16 protein-coding genes and 1 pseudogene are annotated in these 18,565 nt (G+C 73.2%); 7 read left to right on the top strand and 10 right to left on the bottom strand.

What is annotated here, in order from left to right:
- Positions 1 to 61: 61 nt before the first annotated feature.
- Both ACZ4U4_RS13610 and ACZ4U4_RS13605 read left to right on the top strand, forming a co-directional pair.
- Positions 62 to 502: a nitroreductase family deazaflavin-dependent oxidoreductase gene (locus tag ACZ4U4_RS13610; protein ID WP_467873128.1), complete on the top strand. Its 441-nt coding sequence runs from the start codon at positions 62 to 64 to the stop codon at positions 500 to 502.
- A gap of 202 nt (positions 503 to 704) precedes the next feature.
- Positions 705 to 1,343, top strand: coding sequence for a class I SAM-dependent methyltransferase (locus ACZ4U4_RS13605; protein ID WP_467872764.1), 639 nt, complete (start codon positions 705 to 707; stop codon positions 1,341 to 1,343).
- Between the two features lie 31 nt (positions 1,344 to 1,374).
- On the opposite strand, the gene ACZ4U4_RS13600 is transcribed toward ACZ4U4_RS13605, so the two are convergent.
- The gene (locus ACZ4U4_RS13600; protein ID WP_467872761.1) at positions 1,375 to 2,598 is read right to left on the bottom strand and encodes a geranylgeranyl reductase family protein; all 1,224 of its coding nucleotides are present in this window, start codon (positions 2,596 to 2,598) and stop codon (positions 1,375 to 1,377) included.
- Positions 2,599 to 2,782: 184 nt separating this feature from the next.
- On the opposite strand from ACZ4U4_RS13600, the gene ACZ4U4_RS13595 reads away from it, so the two are divergent.
- Positions 2,783 to 4,144 (top strand): M20/M25/M40 family metallo-hydrolase, encoded by a 1,362-nt coding sequence (locus tag ACZ4U4_RS13595; RefSeq protein WP_467872758.1) that lies wholly within the window; start codon positions 2,783 to 2,785, stop codon positions 4,142 to 4,144.
- A gap of 74 nt (positions 4,145 to 4,218) precedes the next feature.
- On the opposite strand, the gene ACZ4U4_RS13590 is transcribed toward ACZ4U4_RS13595, so the two are convergent.
- On the bottom strand, positions 4,219 to 5,256 hold the full coding sequence (locus tag ACZ4U4_RS13590; RefSeq protein WP_467872756.1) for an NUDIX hydrolase: 1,038 nt from the start codon (positions 5,254 to 5,256) through the stop codon (positions 4,219 to 4,221).
- 657 nt (positions 5,257 to 5,913) lie between these two features.
- Between ACZ4U4_RS13590 and ACZ4U4_RS13585 the strand changes: the two are divergent.
- Positions 5,914 to 7,152 (top strand): annotated as a pseudogene (locus tag ACZ4U4_RS13585) (glycoside hydrolase family 27 protein); the annotation flags it as partial.
- 53 nt (positions 7,153 to 7,205) lie between these two features.
- Here ACZ4U4_RS13585 and ACZ4U4_RS13580 read toward each other — a convergent pair.
- Positions 7,206 to 8,990 (bottom strand): serine/threonine-protein kinase, encoded by a 1,785-nt coding sequence (locus ACZ4U4_RS13580; RefSeq protein WP_467873126.1) that lies wholly within the window; start codon positions 8,988 to 8,990, stop codon positions 7,206 to 7,208.
- Between the two features lie 385 nt (positions 8,991 to 9,375).
- Positions 9,376 to 10,332: an ROK family protein gene (locus ACZ4U4_RS13575; protein ID WP_467872753.1), complete on the bottom strand. Its 957-nt coding sequence runs from the start codon at positions 10,330 to 10,332 to the stop codon at positions 9,376 to 9,378.
- 140 nt (positions 10,333 to 10,472) lie between these two features.
- Here ACZ4U4_RS13575 and ACZ4U4_RS13570 point away from each other — a divergent pair, with 140 nt between their 5' ends.
- Entirely contained in the window at positions 10,473 to 11,513 is a 1,041-nt protein-coding gene (locus ACZ4U4_RS13570; protein ID WP_467872750.1) for a LacI family DNA-binding transcriptional regulator, read from the top strand.
- A gap of 126 nt (positions 11,514 to 11,639) precedes the next feature.
- On the opposite strand, the gene ACZ4U4_RS13565 is transcribed toward ACZ4U4_RS13570, so the two are convergent.
- Positions 11,640 to 12,923: a DUF6986 family protein gene (locus ACZ4U4_RS13565; RefSeq protein WP_467872747.1), complete on the bottom strand. Its 1,284-nt coding sequence runs from the start codon at positions 12,921 to 12,923 to the stop codon at positions 11,640 to 11,642.
- 208 nt (positions 12,924 to 13,131) lie between these two features.
- Between ACZ4U4_RS13565 and ACZ4U4_RS13560 the strand changes: the two genes are divergently transcribed.
- Entirely contained in the window at positions 13,132 to 13,653 is a 522-nt protein-coding gene (locus ACZ4U4_RS13560; protein ID WP_467872745.1) for a DinB family protein, read from the top strand.
- Between the two features lie 77 nt (positions 13,654 to 13,730).
- Here the strand turns inward: ACZ4U4_RS13560 and ACZ4U4_RS13555 are convergent, their stop codons facing one another.
- The 4 genes from ACZ4U4_RS13555 to ACZ4U4_RS13540 all read right to left on the bottom strand — a co-directional run bounded on the left by ACZ4U4_RS13555 (position 13,731) and on the right by ACZ4U4_RS13540 (position 16,828).
- A complete protein-coding gene (locus tag ACZ4U4_RS13555; protein ID WP_467872742.1) occupies positions 13,731 to 14,693 on the bottom strand; it encodes an electron transfer flavoprotein subunit alpha/FixB family protein in 963 nt (320 codons plus the stop codon).
- Positions 14,694 to 14,765: 72 nt separating this feature from the next.
- On the bottom strand, positions 14,766 to 15,551 hold the full coding sequence (locus ACZ4U4_RS13550) for an electron transfer flavoprotein subunit beta/FixA family protein (protein WP_345091219.1): 786 nt from the start codon (positions 15,549 to 15,551) through the stop codon (positions 14,766 to 14,768).
- Between the two features lie 212 nt (positions 15,552 to 15,763).
- Positions 15,764 to 16,270 (bottom strand): flavin reductase family protein, encoded by a 507-nt coding sequence (locus ACZ4U4_RS13545; protein ID WP_345091222.1) that lies wholly within the window; start codon positions 16,268 to 16,270, stop codon positions 15,764 to 15,766.
- Positions 16,271 to 16,441: 171 nt separating this feature from the next.
- The gene (locus ACZ4U4_RS13540) at positions 16,442 to 16,828 is read right to left on the bottom strand and encodes a TlpA family protein disulfide reductase (RefSeq protein WP_467872738.1); all 387 of its coding nucleotides are present in this window, start codon (positions 16,826 to 16,828) and stop codon (positions 16,442 to 16,444) included.
- A gap of 312 nt (positions 16,829 to 17,140) precedes the next feature.
- Between ACZ4U4_RS13540 and ACZ4U4_RS13535 the strand changes: the two genes are divergently transcribed.
- Positions 17,141 to 17,857: a lysophospholipid acyltransferase family protein gene (locus tag ACZ4U4_RS13535; RefSeq protein ID WP_467872736.1), complete on the top strand. Its 717-nt coding sequence runs from the start codon at positions 17,141 to 17,143 to the stop codon at positions 17,855 to 17,857.
- Positions 17,858 to 17,926: 69 nt separating this feature from the next.
- Here the strand turns inward: ACZ4U4_RS13535 and ACZ4U4_RS13530 are convergent, their stop codons facing one another.
- Positions 17,927 to 18,502, bottom strand: coding sequence for a transglutaminase-like domain-containing protein (locus ACZ4U4_RS13530; RefSeq protein WP_467872733.1), 576 nt, complete (start codon positions 18,500 to 18,502; stop codon positions 17,927 to 17,929).
- Between the last annotated feature and the right edge of the window lie 63 nt (positions 18,503 to 18,565).

Genomic DNA, 18,565 nt, shown 5'->3' with positions numbered 1-18,565 from the left:
AGCCTGCTCTCCGCGCATCACAACCATGCCGCACCACTCCACGAGCGCCCCGGAGGGCCAGATGTCCCGCTACCTCAAGCCCGGCCGCACGACCGCCCGTTTCAACGCCGTCGTCGGCTGGCTGGCCCGCCGCGGCATCAGCCTCGCCGGCGCGGCGGACCTCTCCGTCCAGGGGCGCAAGAGCGGCGCCTGGCGGCGGGTCCCCGTGAACCCGATGACGTACGAGGGTGCGCGCTATCTCGTCTCCGCGCGCGGGGAGTCCGACTGGGTGCGCAACATGCGGGCGGCCGGCGGCGGGCAGCTCCAGGTCGGCCGCCGGACCCGCACGTTCACCGCCGTGGAACTGTCGCCGGACGAGACCCCGGAGCTGCTGCGGGCCTATCTGCGGCGCTGGGGCTGGGAGGTGAAGTCGTACTTCGGTGAGATCACCGCCGACTCCTCGGACGAGGAACTGCGCGCCGCGGCCCCGCGCCACCCCGTCTTCCGCCTCATGGAGTCGTGAACCGGCGCCCGACCGGCAGCGGTGACGGACGACACGTACGGCAGCAGCGGTGACCGGAGCAGCGGCAGGACGCCGTTCCACCGGCACGGAACCGGACGGGGCGGCACCCCGGGCAGACCTGGAATCTCCACGCAAAAGCCCCCCACGGAGGTCCGGTTGACCGGTCGGCGGCCCGGTGGGCGAGGCTTTAGGGTTCTCGCTTGTGACTGAGACCTCCGCCCACCTAGAAACGACGGCGAGCGCCTACGGCGCCATCGCCGATCTCTACGCCGACCTCACCCGCACCGCGCTGGACGACTTTCCGCTGGACCGCGCCGTGCTCGCCGCGTTCGCCGAACTCGTCCGGGCCGCCGGTCCCGGGCCCGTCGCCGAGCTGGGCTGCGGGCCCGGGTATCTGACCGCACACCTGCGGGACCTGGGGCTGGACGCCTTCGGTGTCGATCTGACGCCGGCCATGATCGATCTGGCCCGCAAGGACTACCCGGATCTGCGGTTCGAGGTCGGTTCCATGGACGCGCTGGACCTCCCCGACGGCACCCTGCGCGCCATCGTGTCCTGGTACTCGGTCATCCACACCCCGCCCGAAGAACTGCCCGCGTACTTCGCGGAGTTCCGGCGGGTGATCGCGCCCGGCGGCCACCTTCTGCTCGGCTTCTTCGAGGCGGAGGGCGGGCCGCTCACACCGTTCGACCACAAGGTGACGACCGCCTACCGGTGGCCGATCGACGACCTCGCGGAGCTGGCCGGGCAGGCCGGGTTCGCCGAGGTGGGGCGGATGCTGCGGGAGCCGGGCGAGGGGGAACGGTTCCGCCGGGGCCATCTGCTGATGCGCCAGGGCTGACCGGCGGCCGGTCAGCCCTCCGCGCCCGGGGTCACCCCTCCCTGGCCTGCTGCCGCCGGTCCATGACGTCCAGCGCGCGGCGGGCCAGCGGGTGGCTGCGGACCAGTTCGCCGAGGGTGGTGGTGCCGCGGGTGATGTCGGCGAAGGCGTTCCAGGCGGGGCGGAAGCCGGTGAGGACGGCGTGCAGCGCTCCGGGGCGCCGCGCGAAGACGCCGTGCAGACGGCGGCCGATGCTCATCTCGACACCGAGGCCCGCCTTGATGGCGAAGGCGTAGTTGAGGGCCTGGCGGCGGGCGTCCACGGCGTCGTGCGCCTCGGCGACGCGGGCCGCCCACTCCCCCGCCAGCCGGCCCGAGCGCAGCGCGAAGGAGATGCCCTCCCGCGTCCACGGCTCCAGCAGCCCCGCGGCGTCCCCGGCGACGAGCACCCGGCCGCGGGAGAGCGGCGAGTCGTCGGTGCGGCAGCGCGTCAGGTGGCCGGACGAGACGGCCGGTTCGAAGCCCGCGAGGCCGAGCCGGGCGATGAAGTCCTCCAGGTACCGCTTGGTCGCAGCGCCCTCGCCGCGGGCGGAGATCACGCCGACGGTGAGGGTGTCGCCCTTGGGGAAGACCCAGCCGTAACTGCCGGGCAGCGGCCCCCAGTCGATGAGGACGCGGCCCTTCCAGTCCTCGGCGACGGTCGGCGGCACCGGGATCTCCGCCTCCAGACCGAGGTCGACCTGGTCGAGTTTGACGCCGACGTGCGCGCCTATCCGGCTGGCACTGCCGTCCGCGCCGACCACCGCGCGGGCGAGGATCACCTCGCCGCTGCCGAGGACCACCGCGACCGTCCGGCGGTCGGGCACCTCCGCGCCGTGCTGCTCGACCCGGGAGACCGCGGCGCCGGTACGGATCTCGGCGCCGGCGTCCTTGGCCGCCTTGACCAGGCCCTCGTCGAACTCGGGGCGGTTGATCAGCCCGAACAGCATGCTCTTGGAGCGCCGGGTGCGGGCCAGCTTGCCGTTGAGCGAGAAGGTGACCGCATGCACCCGGTCGCGCAGCGGCAGGGTGAAACCGGGCGGCAGGGAGTCCCGGGAGGGGCCGATGATGCCGCCGCCGCAGGTCTTGTAGCGGGGCAGTTCCGCCTTCTCCAGGAGCAGCACACGGCGCCCCGCGCACGCCGCCGCGTGTGCCGCCGAGGCGCCCGCGGGACCGGCGCCCACCACCACGACGTCCCACACCTGCTCGTTGTCCTGGGCTGCCTGCTCGCTGCTCACCGGTGCTTCTGCTCCCGTTCGAATCCTTGCTGGGCCTACCGTCCGCATCCTACGGGCCCGCGCTCCGCTCGAACGTCTGTGGGAAGATCGGGGGGATTCACCCCCGTACTTCCGGGTCGCCCGCGGCACCCCGCCGGTCGGACCGCAGGTCCCAAGAAGCTCACCGCGCCCACAAGGAGCGTCCATGTCTGACAGCCCGCTGGCCCGTACCGTCGCCGCGTTGCAGCCCCGCGCCCGCACCGAACTCGCCGAGCTGGTGGCCTTCCGCTCGGTCGCGGATCCGGAGCAGTTCCCCAAGAGCGAGTGCGAGGCGGCGGCCGGCTGGATCGTCGAGGCGCTGCGCGCCGACGGCTTCCAGGACGTGGCGCTGCTGGACACCCCGGACGGCACGCAGTCGGTCTACGGCTTCCTGCCCGGCCCCGAGGGCGCGCCGACGGTGCTGCTCTACGCACACTACGACGTGCAGCCGCCGCTGGACGAGGCCGCCTGGGACTCCCCGCCGTTCACGCTGACCGAGCGGAACGGCCGCTGGTACGGCCGCGGCGCGGCGGACTGCAAGGGCGGCGTCATCCTGCACCTGACGGCGCTGCGGGCGCTGCGGGAGCACGGCGGGGTGCCGGTGAACGTCAAGGTCATCGTGGAGGGTTCGGAGGAGCAGGGCACCGGTGGCCTGGAGCGGTACGCCGAGGCGCACCCGGAGCTGCTGACCGCGGACACCATCGTCATCGGGGACGCCGGGAACTTCCGCGTCGGGCTGCCGACGGCGACCGCGACGCTGCGCGGGATGACGCTGGTGCGGGTCTCCGTCGACACCCTGGCCGGCAATCTGCACTCCGGTCAGTTCGGCGGCGCCGCGCCCGACGCGCTGGCCGCGCTGATCCGCATCCTGGACTCGCTCCGCGCCGAGGACGGCTCCACCACGGTGGACGGGCTGGCCGCGGACGCCGCCTGGCAGGGGCTGCAGTACCCGGAGGAGGAGTTCCGCAAGGACGCGAAGGTGCTGGACGGCGTCGGGCTGATCGGCGGCGGCACGATCGCCGACCGGCTCTGGGCCCGGCCCGCCGTGTCCGTCCTCGGCATCGACTGCCCGCCGGTCGTCGGCGCCACTCCGTCCGTCCAGGCGGGCGCCCGGGCGCTGATCAGCCTGCGGGTGCCGCCGGGCACCGACGCCGCCGAGGCGACCCGGCTGCTCACCGCCCATCTGGAGAACGCCGCCCCCTGGGGCGCGCGGGTCGCCGTCGAACACGTCGGCCAGGGCCAGGCGTTCCGCGCCGACACCGACAGCCCGGCGTACGCGTCGATGGCGGCGGCGCTGCGGGAGGCGTACGACGGCGAGGAGATGCAGATCGCCGGGATGGGCGGCTCCATCCCGCTCTGCAACACCCTGGCGTCGCTCTACCCGGAGACGGAGATCCTGCTGATCGGGCTGAACGAGCCCGATGCGCAGATCCACGCGGTCAACGAGAGCGTCTCGCCCGAGGAGCTGGAGCGGCTGTCGCTCGCCGAGGCGCTCTTCCTCCAGCGGTACGCGGCCGAGCGGGGCTGACCGCCCAGGTCACGTCCGCCCGGTCGTCCGCGCACCCCGCGGGCGACCGGGCACCGCCGGTTCGCCGACCGCCCTCATCCGCCCGCCGGAACGCCCCGCTCCAGGAGCATCGGGCAGCCGCGCTCGCGGGCCCGCAGTGCCCAGCGCAGCCGGCGGAAGCGGACCGGCGGCAGCAGATGTTCGGCCTCGGACTCGGTGACGAAGCGCCATTCCCGCAGCTCGTCGCCGGGCAGCCGCAGGTCGCGGGTCTGCTCGGCGGTGAGCAGACCGCCGTCGAACAGCAGCCGCAGCCCGCCGAACCCGGGTGGTTCGGGCGCCTCCCAGTCCAGGACCAGCAGCCGCGGGGTGCGCGGCAGCTGGAGCGCCAACTCCTCCACGACCTCGCGGAGCCCGGCCTGGGTGGGCGGTTCACCGGGCTCGACGACGCCGCCGGGGAACTCCCAACCCGGTTTGTAGGTGGGGTCGACGAGGAGGACGCGGTCGGCGTCGTCGAAGAGCAGGACGCCCGCGGCGAGGGTTTCGGCGGTGGGCTCCGGGGTCTGCACGATGCCGCAGTCGGCGGTGCCGGAGCGCACCGCCTCGGCTATCTCCTCCGCGGCCCGCCGGGGCGTCAGCCGCCCGGTGTCCACCACGTACGCATCGTCCTTGAGCCAGCTCAGCGCCTCGGCGTACGAGGTGAGGGCGTCCAGGCCCCAGCGGCGGACCTGCGCCGCGCTCGCCGCATCGGCGGCGGTTTCCTCACGGTGCGCGATCCGCGCCCGCAGGATCGTTTCCTCCGCATCCAGGAGAAAATGCCGGACCGGAATGCGGCGGGCGGCGAGCGCGCCGAAGATTTCGTCGCGGTATTCCTGACGCAACAACGCCATGGGGGTCACCAAGGGGCCGGGGACCTCGGTCAGCAGTGCCGCCGCGGTGTCCACGACCAACCGGCGCCAGGCGGGCAGGTCCTGGAGGTCGTCGATTTCCTCCAGGCGCTTGGCGGGCAGCATCATCCGCAGGCCCTGACCGAGGAGTTCGGGGTCGTAGAGCGTGCTCCCCGGAAGCAGGTCGAGCAATTCCTGCGCCGCTGTGGTCTTGCCCGCACCGAACGTGCCGTTCAGCCAGACGATCACGGTGTCCCCTCTTCTCCGGAACCAGGTGAGTTGCCCGCACCAGCCTGCCACGGAAAACGTTCGCATCCACGGGCCGCGCGCACAGCCGGGGACGGTGCACCGTGCGGCGGCGACGTGGTGGCGGGGCGCCGCGCGGGCCCCGTGCACGCGCCGGTCGCACAATGCGCCACGGTGGGGACACCACCTCGTATCCCGTCCCGCGAAGCCCTCGGCAACCAAGCGCTCCCCAGCGCCTCCCTGACCGAAACCCCCGCCCGCGCACGGGCCCTGGGAACCCTGACATCCGCATATGACAGCAGCCCCGCGCACCGGAAACACCCGAAACGGCTTTCCCGGGCGGCCCATTCGTCGCGTGGCGCGGAGGGAAATCCGAGTGGGGTTCCGCCGCCTTCGCCGCGCCGCCGCGGCAGGATGCCGTCGGTGCCCCGGCGGCCGCCCCTGCCCCGACCTGCAAATCACACACGAACGAACGCATCCGCGCAGAGACGCGAGCCCCACGCACCGCTCACCACAGTCAACTCACCGCGGATACAGGGTAGTTCTGGGGAACCCAGCTGGGCTGCGCCCCTCTTCCAACAGAGTTCAACAGGCTCTACCGTCACCTCACACGAGCGACCGGTCCGCCCCCACCCATCCCCCGAGGACGGAGACCTGTTCATGCGTCAGCCTCTGCGCTCCCCCGCCGGCCTGCGGCGGCGTCACGCCGCGCTCGGCGCGCTGTCCGCCGCGCTGCTCTGCGTCACCGCGGCGGCTGCCCCGCCGTCCGCCGCTCAGGCTCCCGCCGCACCCGCCACCGGAAAAGCGGTGGACGGGCTCGCCGCCACTCCCCCGATGGGATTCAACAACTGGAATTCCACCCACTGCGGCCCGGGATTCAACGAGAAAATGGTCAAGGAGATCGCCGATCTCTTCCTCGACAAAGGGCTCAAGGACGCCGGATACACCTACGTCAATCTCGACGACTGCTGGGCGATGCCCACCCGCGATCCGAAGGGACGGCTCGTCCCCGATCCGATCCGCTTTCCGCACGGCATCAAAGCGGTGGCCGACTATGTCCACGCCAAGGGGCTGAAGTTCGGCATCTACACCAGCGCGGGCACCAGGACCTGCAGCGACATCGGATTTCCCGGTGCGCTGGGCCATGAGAAATCCGACGCGCAGCAGTTCGCCGACTGGGGCGTGGACTATCTCAAGTACGACAACTGCAACAACCAGGGCATGGACGCCCGGCAGCGCTACACCGCCATGCGCGACGCACTGCGCGCCACCGGCCGCCCGATCACGTACAGCATCTGCGAATGGGGCGAGAACAAACCCTGGGAATGGGCAGCGGAGCTGGGGCAGTCGTGGCGGACCACCGGGGACATCAGCGACACCTGGTCGAGCATGGTGGACATTCTGAAAAAGAATCTGCCGCTCGCCCCGTCCGCCGGTCCCGGCCACTGGAACGACCCGGACATGCTGGAGGTCGGTAACGGCGGGATGACGGACACCGAGTACCGCAGCCATTTCACCCTCTGGGCCATGATGGCCGCGCCGCTGCTCATCGGCACCGATCTGCGCACCGCCTCCCCGCAGACGTACGACATCCTGCGCAACAAGGACGTCATCGCGCTCGACCAGGACCCGCTGGGCCGTCAGGCGACCGTGCTGGACAGCGACGGCGGGCGGTGGACGCTGGTCAAGGAGCTGGCCGGCGGAGACCGGGCCGTGGCGCTCTTCAACGAGAGCGACGGCGAGCAGCGGATCACCACCAGCGCGACCGCCGCCGGACTGCCCGCGGCGCCCGGCTACCGGCTGCGGGACCTGTGGCAGCGCACCGACCGGCACACCACCGACGAGATCACCGTGACGGTGCCCGCACACGCCACCGTCGTCTACCGGGTGGCCCCGGAGCACTGACCCGGACGCCTCGTGCCGGGCGGCGGACCCGCCCGGCGCCGCGGCGCTCAGCAGACCGGCAGCCCCGGAATCGGCTGGTCGTTGGCGCCACCCTTGAGGTAGACGACGCTGAGGTAGACGCCGGTGTTGCCGCTGTCGTCGTCCGTCTTCGCCCACCAGACGTTGGTCCACCGGCCGTCGGTCTCCCGGCGGCCCAGGTTTGCCTGGCAGTAGAAGTAGTTGGTGCCGCCGTTGACCACACCGGCCTTCTGCCCGGACGCGGTGTACGAATCGGCGGTCCGCCACACCACGCAGTTGGTCTTCCCGGCCTCCCCGGGGGTGCAGGAACTCTCCGGCGGCGGGGTGCTGCCGCCGCCGGTCGGGGCACCGGATCCGCCGCCGTGGTGACCGTCGCCGGTGCTCGGGCCGTCCGCCGGGGAGGAGGTGCCGTCGGACGGCCCGTCCGTCCGCGACGGCTCTCCGCCCGGGCTCTCGCCGGTGTCACCTGCGCCGTCGCCCTTGCCGGTCTCCTTGCCGCGGTCCTTGTCGCTGCTGCCGGCGTCCGGGGAGACCGGCGCTCCGGACTGCGTGGCGCGGCTGGCGTCGCCGTCGACCGGCGCCGCCGAACCGCCGCGTGCGGCGGGCTCGCCCTTGCCGCCGACCATCAGATACGTGAGGCCGCCGCCGGTGGCGAGCACCACCAGTACGGCGGCGACGGCGAGCGCGATCCGTCCGCCGCGGCGCGGGCGCGGCAGCGGTGCGGTGTCGCCCGCGGTACGGGACGCCGCCACCGCGCCGACCACCGCGGTCGGCTGGTCGTGGAGCGGCTCCGGGCCACCCGGCGGCGTCCGCCCCGCGGAGCTCGCCGCGCCCGGGCCGGAGCCCCAACCGGTGGGCGCACCCGAGCCGTTGCCGCCGGTGGCCGCGCCGAAGGGCTGCGGCGGCGGGGGCGGGCCGACCGGCTTGATGTCGGTGGCGGTCGGCAGATGCGGTGCGCCGGGGACCGGCATCGCCTCCGGGTCGCGCCCGTCGGCGACCGCCTGGAGCATCTCCCGGGCGCGCGCCGCGTCCGGCCGGTCCGCCGGGCTCTTCGCCATCAGCGCGTGCAGCACGGGCGCGAGCGGTCCGGCGCGCCGCGGCTCGGGGAGCGGTTCGGTGACGATCGCGGTCAGCGTGGAGTACACCGACGTCCGGCGGAACGGCGCGGTGCCGCCCTCCACCGCCGCGTACAGCGTCATGCCGAGCGACCAGATGTCGGACGCCGGGCTCGGGCCCATGCCCTGGGCGCGCTCGGGCGGGAGGTAGTCGAGCGAGCCGACCAGTTCGCCGCTGCGGGTGATGTTGGTCTCCGCGCCGTCGCCGGGCGCCTCGATGCTGGCGATGCCGAAGTCGGTGAGGACCACCCGGCCGCTGCTGTCCAGCAGGACGTTGCCGGGCTTCACATCGCGGTGCAGCACTCCGGCGCGGTGCGCGGCGTCCAGCGCGTCCATCACCCGGGCACCGATCGCGGCCATCTCGCGCGGCTCGATGCCGCCCCGGCGCCCGACCGCGTCGTCCAGCGAGGGCCCGTCCACCAGCTCCATCACGATGACGGGGCGTCCGCCCTCGTCGATGACGTCATGGACGGTGATCACACCGGAGTGCCGGATCCGGGCCGCGGCGCGTGCCTCGCGCTGCATACGGGTGCGCAGATCGGCCAGCTCCGGCGCCGAGGCGTCGGTGTAGGCGCGCAGCACCTTGACGGCGACCTCGCGGCCCAGCACCTCGTCCACGGCGCGGCAGACCACGCCCATACCGCCGCGGCCGATCCGGCCGGTGACGCGGTAACGGCCCCCTAGCAGACGGCCCGTCAGATCATCGTCGGCCCGGGCGCCGGACGCGCCCGCTCCCTGTCCCGCGTGCGGGCCCGGCAGCCCCGCCGTCACGTCGTCCGGCCCGGCGGAACCCTCCCCGCCCGCACCATTGCCCTCGCCCGCCCCGCGCTGTCCGCGCTCCCCCGAAGCCACGTCGCCGTTCCTCCCACTGCCCGACGTCGCCGTCGGCCCTCTCCCTGCCCGCCTCTTCCGACGTGCACCAGGGTAAGGCGCCGGACGGACACCCGGGGCGCCCCCGGGGTGGCGAATCGTCCGCTGGGAGGGTGCGGTTCACCGCGTCCGACACGTACGTCCGCGCATGGGAGGAGCGTCCGGCGCCGGACATACCATCGCAATTCCAGCACTCCCACGGCCGGACGGAACGTCAGAGCGCCGCGGCGAAGGTGTCGAGGCGGGACTGTTGTGCGGCGGCCGCGGCGGCGCCCACCAGACCGGCGTCGGTGCCCGTCTCGGCGGGGACGACGGACAGCCCGGCGACGAAGGAGAGCGTCGCGTACTCCCCGAGCGCCCGGCGCAGCGGCGCGAACAGCACCTCACCGGCGCCCGCCACCCCGCCGCCGACGACGGCGAGTTCGATCTCCACGAGCGCCGCGGTGGCGGCGATCCCGGCGGCCAGCGCCTGGGCGGCCCGTTCGAACGACTGCCGGGCGACGGGGTCCCCGGCGCGTGCCGCGGCCGCCACCGCCGCCGCGCCGTCCGCGCCGTCGGGCCCGGGCCGCCAGCCGTTCGCCAGGGCGCGGCGGGCGATGTTCGGGCCGCTGGCGATCCGCTCCACACAGCCGCGGGCGCCGCACGGGCAGCGGTCCCCGTCGAGGTCGACGCTGATGTGGCCGATGTGCCCGGCGTTGCCGGTGGGCCCGGGGTGCGGGCGGCCGCCCAGGATCAGACCGCCGCCGACTCCCGTGGAGACCACCATGCACAGCGCGTTGTCCCGGCCGCGCGCCGCGCCCTGCCAGTGCTCGGCCGCCGCCATCGCCACCCCGTCGCCCATCAGCACGACGGGGAGGTCGCCGGTGAGCGCCCGGACGCCCGCGACCAGCGGGAAGCCGCGCCAGCCGGGGATGTTGACGGGGCTGACCGTACCGGCCGCCGCGTCCACCGGCCCGGCGCTGCCGATGCCGACCGTGCCCACCCGCGCCCACTGCGGCGCCGCGGTCAGCTCGCCGATCACGGCGGCCACCGCGCGCATCACCGTGGCCGCGTCCCGGTCGGCCGGGGTGGGCCGGGCGGAGCGCAGGAGGAGTCTGCCGTGCCCGTCCACCAGCGCTCCGGCGATCTTGGTGCCGCCGATGTCCAGCGCTGCGCTGAGGTCCTTCTGCATCGGTGTCGGTTCTCCTGGTGGACGCGGGGACCGACGGCGCCGGTCCGGTGACGGGGAGGTCAGTCTCACCCCAGGTGACAACGTTGTCCAGCGGCTATGCTCGGCGGGACACGCCAGCCGCAGCCGAGGGGACCCCGCACGTGACCGACACCGCCCGGGGCAGCTCCCGCCGCTACGGCGCCCGTCCCACCATGAAGGATGTCGCGGCGCGCGCCGGGGTGGGGCTCAAGACCGTCTCTCGGGTGGTCAACGGCGAGCCGGGCGTCACCCCGGACACCGAGCGCCGCGTCCAGGAGGCCATCACCGCCCTCGGCTTCCGGCGCAACGACTCCGCCCGGATCCTGCGCAAGGGCCGCACCGCCAGCATCGGTCTGGTGCTGGAGGATCTCGCCGACCCCTTCTACGGTCCGCTCAGCCGCGCCGTCGAGGAGGTGGCCCGCCACCACGGCGCGCTGCTGATCAACGGCTCCAGCGCCGAGGACCCGGCCCGGGAGCAGGAGTTGGTGCTGGCGCTCTGTGCGCGGCGGGTCGACGGCCTGGTGGTGATTCCGGCCGGTGACGACCACCGCTATCTCGCACCGGAGATCGCCGCGGGCGTCGCCACCGTCTTCGTGGACCGTCCGGCCGGGCGGATCGAGGCGGACACCGTGCTGTCGGACAGCTTCGGCGGCTCGCGGGACGCGGTCGCCCATCTCATCGCGCACGGCCACCGCCGGATCGGCTTCATCGGCGACCAACCGCGTATCCACACCGCGAAGGAGCGGCTGCGCGGCTACCGCACCGCGATGGCCGCCGCCGGGCTGCCGGTGGACGGCGCCTGGGTCTCGCTCGGCACCACCGGACCGGAGCGGGTGCACGCCGCGGCGCGCGCGATGCTGGACGCACCGGAGCCGGTCACCGCGCTGTTCGCCGGGAACAACCGCGTCACCGTCACCCTCGTCCGCGTACTGCGGCAGCGCACCGCGCCGGTCGCGCTGGTGGGGTTCGACGACTTCGAGCTGGCCGATCTGGTGAGCCCGGCGGTCACCGTCGTCGCGCAGGACGCGGCCCGGATGGGGCGGACCGCCGCCGGGCTCCTCTTCCGCCGCCTGGAGGGCGCCGACGAACCGCCGCGCCGGGAGGAGATCCCGACCCGGCTGATCGCCCGCGGCTCGGGCGAGATACGCCCGAACCGCGGCTGACCGGCGTTCACAACTTCCCTTATCCCAGGGGAAGTTGGTCTCGCGGCCGGCGCCCGGGCGTTGCGACGGGGGCCGGCGGGATGAGCGGGGCGGGCCGCCGCTCCCCGGTGGCGGCGGCCCGTCGGCTCACGCCTGGCGGACCGGGCGTCCCGCGAGGCCGTCCAGTTCGACGCGGGTCAGTCCGGTGAGCCGGGCGACCTCGGCGATGTCGAGGGCGCCGCAGTCCAGGCCGCGCAGCAGGTAGGAACTGAGCGCCTTCGCGGTGGCGGGTTCGTCCATGACCGCGCCGCCGGCCTTGCCGACGTAGGCGGCGAGCCGGGCCGCGGCCTGCTCCAGGCCCTCGCGGTAGAAGGCGTAGACCGCGGCGTAACGGGTCGGGAGGTGGCCCGGGTGCATGTCCCAGCCCTGGTAGTAGGCGCGGGCGAGGGAACGGCGGACCAGTCCGTGGTGGAGACGCCAGGCGGCGTGGACCTGTTCGGTGGTGCCGACGGGCAGGACGTTGGTCGAGCCGTCGGAGAGGCGGACGCCCGTTCCGGCGGCGGCGACCTGCATGACGGCCTTGGCGTGGTCGGCGACCGGGTGGTCCAGGGACTGGTGGGCGGCGCTGACGCCGCAGGAGGCGCTGTAGTCGAAGGTGCCGTAGTGGAGCGAGGTGGCGCGGCCCTCGGCGGCCTCGATCATGCGGGCGACGGTGGCCCGGCCGTCGGCGCCGAGGATGGACTGGGTGGTCTCGATCTGGATCTCGAAGCCGATCCGGCCGCTCGCCAGCCCGTGCGTCTTCTCGAACGCCTCCAGGAGCCGGACCATCGCGGTGACCTGCTCGGCGTAGGTGACCTTGGGCAGCGTGAGGACCAGGCCCTCGGGCAGGCCGCCGGCGTTCATCAGGCCGGTGAGGAAGATATCGAGGGTGCGGATGCCGCGATCGCGGACGGCGGCCTCCATGCACTTCATCCGGATGCCCGTGTAGGGGGCGGCGGTGCCGTCGCGGTACGCGGCGGCGACGAGGGCGGCGGCGCGGGCGGCGGTCTCGTCCTCCTCGGCGTCGGGCCGGGGGCCGTAGCCGTCCTCGAAGTCGATACGGAGGTCCTCGACCGGCTCCCGGGTCAGCTTCTCGCGGACGCGGTCGTGGACGGGCCCGGCGAGGTCGTCGGGGATGCCGAGGACGCGGGCGAGCGCAGCGGCGTCCGGTGCGTGCGTATCGAGGGCGGCCAGCGCCTCGTCGCCCCAGGTCCGCAGGGTGGTGGCGGTGAAGGCGTCACCGGGGACGTAGACGGTGTGGACCGGCTGGCGGGTGCCGGGGTCACCCGGGTACCGGCGGGCGAGGTCCGCGTCGATGTCGGCGAGGGAGGCCCCGATGCCCTCGCGTACGGTGTCCGCAAGGCTGGTCGCCACGGTCTCCTGCTGCCCCATTCCGACATCCTCCCGAGGGTTGCGCGCCATACGCGAGCCTTCCGCGTAACGGAATCAACAATCCGTATAGCGAAGCTAACCGTGGCGGGTGGCAAGGTCAACACCTCTTTGCGACCAACCCGGACGGTCGCCGCCGCCGGGCGCTCCGGCGGCCCATGGCCCCGTAAAGTGCCTGGCACCCTGCGGCGCGGCCCGGCAGACTCACCGCATGACGACTTGGACCGCCCCCTCCGTGGACCGCCGCCCGATGCCCCTCGCCGTCGGCGAGCGCGAGATGCTGCAGGGCTGGCTCGACTGGCACCGCGACACCCTGCTGACCAAATGCGCGGGCCTGACCGGCGAGCAGCTGACGCTGCGCAGCGCCGCGCCCGCCACGCTCAGCCTCCTCGGGCTGGTACGCCACCTCACCGACGTCGAACGCGCCTGGTTCCGGCAGCGGTTCAACCGCGAGCTGATCCCCTCGGTCCACATCACGGACGAGAACATCGACGCCGACCACGACGAGGGCACCGCCGAGAGCGCCGAGGCCGACTTCGCCGCCTTCCGCGCCGAGACCGCGGCGTGCGACGCGGTGGCGGCGGACCGCGGCCTCGACGAGACCTTCGCCGCCCCGCGCGGCCGGGAGCTCAACCTGCGCTGGATATACGCCCACCTCATCGAGGAGTACGCCCGGCACAACGGCCACGCGGACCTGCTGCGGGAGCGGATCGACGGCACCACCGGCGACTGACCGCACGGCGAAGGCCCCGTACGCGCGGTGCGTACGGGGCCTTCGCCGTGGGCGCGGACCGGCCGGCCCGGGGTGGTTCAGCCCTTGCGGGTCTTGACCTCTTCGGTCAGCGCCGGGACGACGTTGAAGAGGTCGCCGACGACGCCGTAGTCGACCAGGTCGAAGATCGGGGCCTCGGCGTCCTTGTTGATGGCGACGATCGTCTTCGAGGTCTGCATACCGGCGCGGTGCTGGATCGCACCGGAGATGCCGGCGGCGATGTACAGCTGCGGCGAGACCGACTTACCGGTCTGGCCGACCTGGTTGGTGTGCGGGTACCAACCGGCGTCGACGGCGGCGCGCGAGGCACCGACGGCGGCACCGAGCGAGTCCGCCAGCGCCTCGATGACCGGGAAGTTCTCGGCACCGTTGACGCCACGGCCGCCGGAGACCACGATCGCGGCCTCGGTCAGCTCCGGGCGGCCGGTCGACTCACGCGGGGTGCGCGAGACGATCTTCGTGCCCTTGGAGGAGTCGGCGATGGCCACATCGAGCTGCTCGACCGTACCCGCGGCCGGAGCGGCCTCGGGCGCGGCGGAGTTGGGCTTGACGGTGATGACCGGAGTGCCGGTGGTGACGCGCGACTTGGTGGTGTACGAGGCCGCGAAGACGGACTGCGTGGCCACCGGACCCTCGTCGCCGGGCTCCAGGTCGACGGCGTCGGTGATGATGCCGGAGCCGATGCGGACCGCGAGGCGGGCGCCGATCTCCTTGCCCTCGGCGGAGGACGGCAGCAGCACGGCGGCCGGGGAGACCGCCTCGTAGGCGGCCTGGAGCGCGTCGACCTTGGGGGCGACGAGGTACTCGGCGAACTCGGGGGCGTCGGCGGCCAGCACCTTCACCGCGCCGTGCTCGGCGAGGGTGGCGGCGGCGGTGTCCGCACCGGCGCCGAGGTGCACGGCCACGGGCTCGCCGATGCGGCGGGCCAGGGTGAGCAGTTCGAGGGTGGGCTTGCGGACGGCGCCGTCCACGTGGTCGACGTAGACAAGGACTTCAGCCATGGGGTGACTCTCCTGCGGGAAGAATGAGGGCGGTTGCGGGGCGGCCGGGGTGCGAGGCCCCGGCCGGGGGCCTCAGATGAACTTCTGGCCCGCGAGGAACTCGGCGAGCTGCTTGCCGCCCTCGCCCTCGTCCGTGACGATCGTGCCGGCCGTACGGGCCGGGCGCTCCGCGGCGCCGTCGACCGCGGTCCAGGCACCCTCCAGGCCGACCTCGTCCGCGTCGATGTCGAGGTCGTCCAGCTCCCAGGACTCCACCGGCTTCTTCTTGGCGGCCATGATGCCCTTGAAGGAGGGGTAACGCGCCTCGCCGGACTGGTCGGTGACGGACACGACGGCCGGCAGCGACGCCTCCAGCTGCTCGCTGGCGGTGTCGCCGTCACGGCGGCCGGTCACCTTGCCGCCGTCGACCGCCACCTCGGAGAGCTGGGTGACCTGCGGGACGTTCAGCCGCTCGGCGAGCAGGGCGGGCAGCACGCCCATCGTGCCGTCGGTGGAGGCCATACCGCAGACGACCAGGTCGTAGCCGGCCTTCTCGATGGCCTTGGCGAGCACGAGGGAGGTGCCCAGCGCGTCGGTGCCGTGCAGGTCGTCGTCCTCGACGTGGATGCCCTTGTCCGCGCCCATCGACAGCGCCTTGCGCAGCGCGTCGTTGGCGTCCTCGGGGCCGACGGTCAGGACCGTGACCTCGGCGTCGTCGGCCGCCTCCTTGATCTGCAGGGCCTGCTCGACGGCGTATTCGTCCAGCTCCGAGAGGAGGCCGTCCACGTCGTCGCGGTCGACGGTCAGGTCCTCGGCGAAGTGCCGGTCGCCGGTGGCGTCGGGCACGTACTTCACACAGACAACGATCCTCAAGCTCACGCCGGCTCTCCTACCTGCTTCGTCTCTTCAGAACTGCCTTGTGCTGGCAGCATAGGCGCCTGTGGGGGCGGCTCCGGGTCGGTTCGGGTTCCCCGCGCCGACCCCGATATTACTCACCAGTACATACAGTGTCGTCCCCGGAATCAAGGCCGCTGAACTGTGACCTACCCAACGGCCCCGACCCGGGGATGACGAAGCGTTACGGGAACCCGTCAGTCGCGCAGCGCGTTGAAGCGTCCCTGGTGATACAGGAGCGGACGGCCCGGTCCCGCCGGATCGCCGAGGAGCGGCTGGGCGAGGACGATGCGGTGGTCACCGGCGGGGATACGGGCGACGACCCGGCACACCAGCCAGGCGAGGACGCCGTCGAGCAGCGGTACGCCCTCCGGGCCGGTGCGCCAGGAGGTGCCGGGGCCGAAGCGGTCGGCGCCGCTGCGGGCGAAGGTGGCGGCCAGCTCCTGCTGGTGCTCGCCGAGTATGTGCACGCCCAGATGGTCGGCCTCGGCGAGCGCTGGCCAGGAGGAGGCGGTGGTGGCGACACCGAAGGAGAGCAGCGGCGGTTCGGCGGCGACGGAGGTCAGGGAGGTCGCCGTGAAGCCGACGGGGCGCTCGCCCCGCGCGGTGATCACCGCGACGCCCGCGGCGTGCTGCCGGAAGACGGAGCGGAGGAGTTCGGGGGAGGCGGTGCGGGGCGTGCCGAGATCGGGCGATGCCGTCATGGAATTGTCCTTCTGCTGAGGTCTACGAGCCGGGGCAGGGCCGCCGGCCGCCGTGGCGGAACCGGCAGCGGTGGTGTCGTCGCCGCTCACGCGCCCGGACAGCGCGCGCTGGCGGTCCTCAGCAGATCCACGTGCGCGCGTCCGTACAGAAGGGTTCCTGGCCGCATCACGTCAGCGTGACGAGCTTCGGGGCGGAGCGTCAAGGGGCGCCCGGTATCTGGGAGATCCCTCACGGACCGCCTCGCCGAGCGCCGCGATGACATCGGCCTTACGGGGCTGACCGGCGGCGCGGCGCACGATCGCCCCCTCGGCATCGAGCACCAGGACGGTCGGCGTACTCGTGATCCGCAGCTGCCGGACGAGGCCGAGCCGGGACTCGGCGTCGATCTCGGTGTGGGTGACGCCGTCGACCATGGCGGCGACCTCGGCGAGGGTGCGGCGGGTGGCGCGGCAGGGCTGGCAGAAGGCGCTGGAGAACTGCACGAGCGTGGCCCGCTCCCCGAGCGGCGCCCCCAGGCTCTCCGCGCCGAGCCGTACGCCGTCGTCCTGCTGGGGCACCGTCGGCCTCCTGGGTGTGGGGTGGTGGAGCGATCATCCAGTCGTCCAGTCCAAGGGTGCAGCACACGCGGCGCCGGAATGATTCCCGCGGGCGCGCGGGCACTCCCGGAACGGGGGCGCGCAGACTACGCGCGGGGCGCGCGTGGCGCGACGGGAGCGGGGCATACGTGATGAGAATCTCCCGATCCGGGGGGTCCCTGTGGTAGCCGCGACGCCTGTGATCGGGCACGATCTCCCGAAAGCCACTTCTTACGGCTGCGTAGGTTTCCGCCGGGAGAACCCTCCCCGGGCAGAGAAAAGGGGTCCCCCGACATGGCCGAACTGGTCTATCCGCCGGTGATCGGTGCCGCACGCACGCTCTTCAAGTCGCTCGACCTGAAATTCGACATCGCGGGCGCGGAGAACATTCCGCAGCGCGGCGGTGCGGTGCTGGTGAGCAATCACATCGGGTACCTCGACTTCGTCTTCGCAGGTCTCGCGGCGCGTCCGGCGAAGCGTCTGGTGCGGTTCATGGCCAAGGAGTCGGTGTTCCGGCACAAGGTGTCCGGGCCGCTGATGCGGGCGATGAAGCACATCCCGGTGGACCGCGCGCAGGGTGTGCACGCGTATCGGCACGCGCTGTCGGCACTGCGCTCGGGCGAGGTGATCGGCGTCTTCCCGGAGGCGACGATCTCGGAGTCGTTCACGCTGAAGGGCTTCAAGTCGGGCGCGGTGCGGCTGGCGCAGGAGGCGGGCGTGCCGCTGCTGCCGATGGCACTGTGGGGCACCCAGCGGCTGTGGACCAAGGGGCACAAGCGGGATCTGGGGCGTAACCACTTCCCGATCACGATCCGGGTGGGCGAGCCGATGGAGGCGGACCCGGACGAGCAGGCGGAGAAGATCACCGACCGGCTCCGCTCGCGCGTCCAGGATCTGCTGGAGGCGGCGCAGCGCGCCTACCCCGTGCGCCCCAAGGGGCCCGAGGACACCTGGTGGATCCCGGCGCACCTGGGCGGCACCGCCCCGGCGGCGCCCGGTTCACCGGCCTGACGCCGACGCCCGGGGGCCGCACGGCTCCCGGGCTCTTCCCTTTCCGCTCCCTCCCGTTCCCTTTCCGCCTCAGAAGCCGGTGGGGAGCGTCCGCCACAGTTCGGTCCGGTCGGCCGCCCTTCGCAGACAGCGGAGCACGGCCGGCAGCGGCTCGGCGTGGAGCACCGGTGAGTCCGCCTCACCCAGCTCCGGGCGGACGGGCCAGGCCAGTTGTTCCCGGTCGGTGCGGAACTCCGCGTCCACGCCGGGTTTGTTGCCGCGTGGGTCCTGGCGCGCCCAGTCGCCGCCGGGGAGCTTGAGTGCGATCAGCCCGTGCAGGGTGTCGAGCTTCTGGTAGCAGAGCGCGGCGGGGATGCCCTCGGCGCGCAGCAGGGCGGTCAGCGCATGGGCCTTGGCGAAGCAGATGCCGGTGCGCTGCGCGAGGACGTCGGAGGCGCGCCAGGTGACGCGGGGGTCGTCGGCGTCGTGGGAGTGCGGGACGGTGTCGCGGACGAACTCGAAGGCCGCCTTGGCGTATGTATATGCACTGGCGGTCTCGGCGCGCAGCCGTGCAGCGGTGGCCCGGACCTGCGGGTGATCGTGGTCGATGGCCTCGCTCACCGCCAAGTAGGCCGAGAGTTCCGGGTTTTCCTGGATCAGCTCCATGCGCCGGGAGCGTAACGATGCGCCCGGCCAGCAGTCAATGACTTTCCGGCCGGGCGCATGGTT

The sequence above is a fragment of the Streptomyces sp. NPDC029159 genome, from assembly GCF_055564055.1.
Note: the sequence above shows the minus strand (reverse complement) of the source record. Positions and strands in the feature narration are given on the sequence as shown.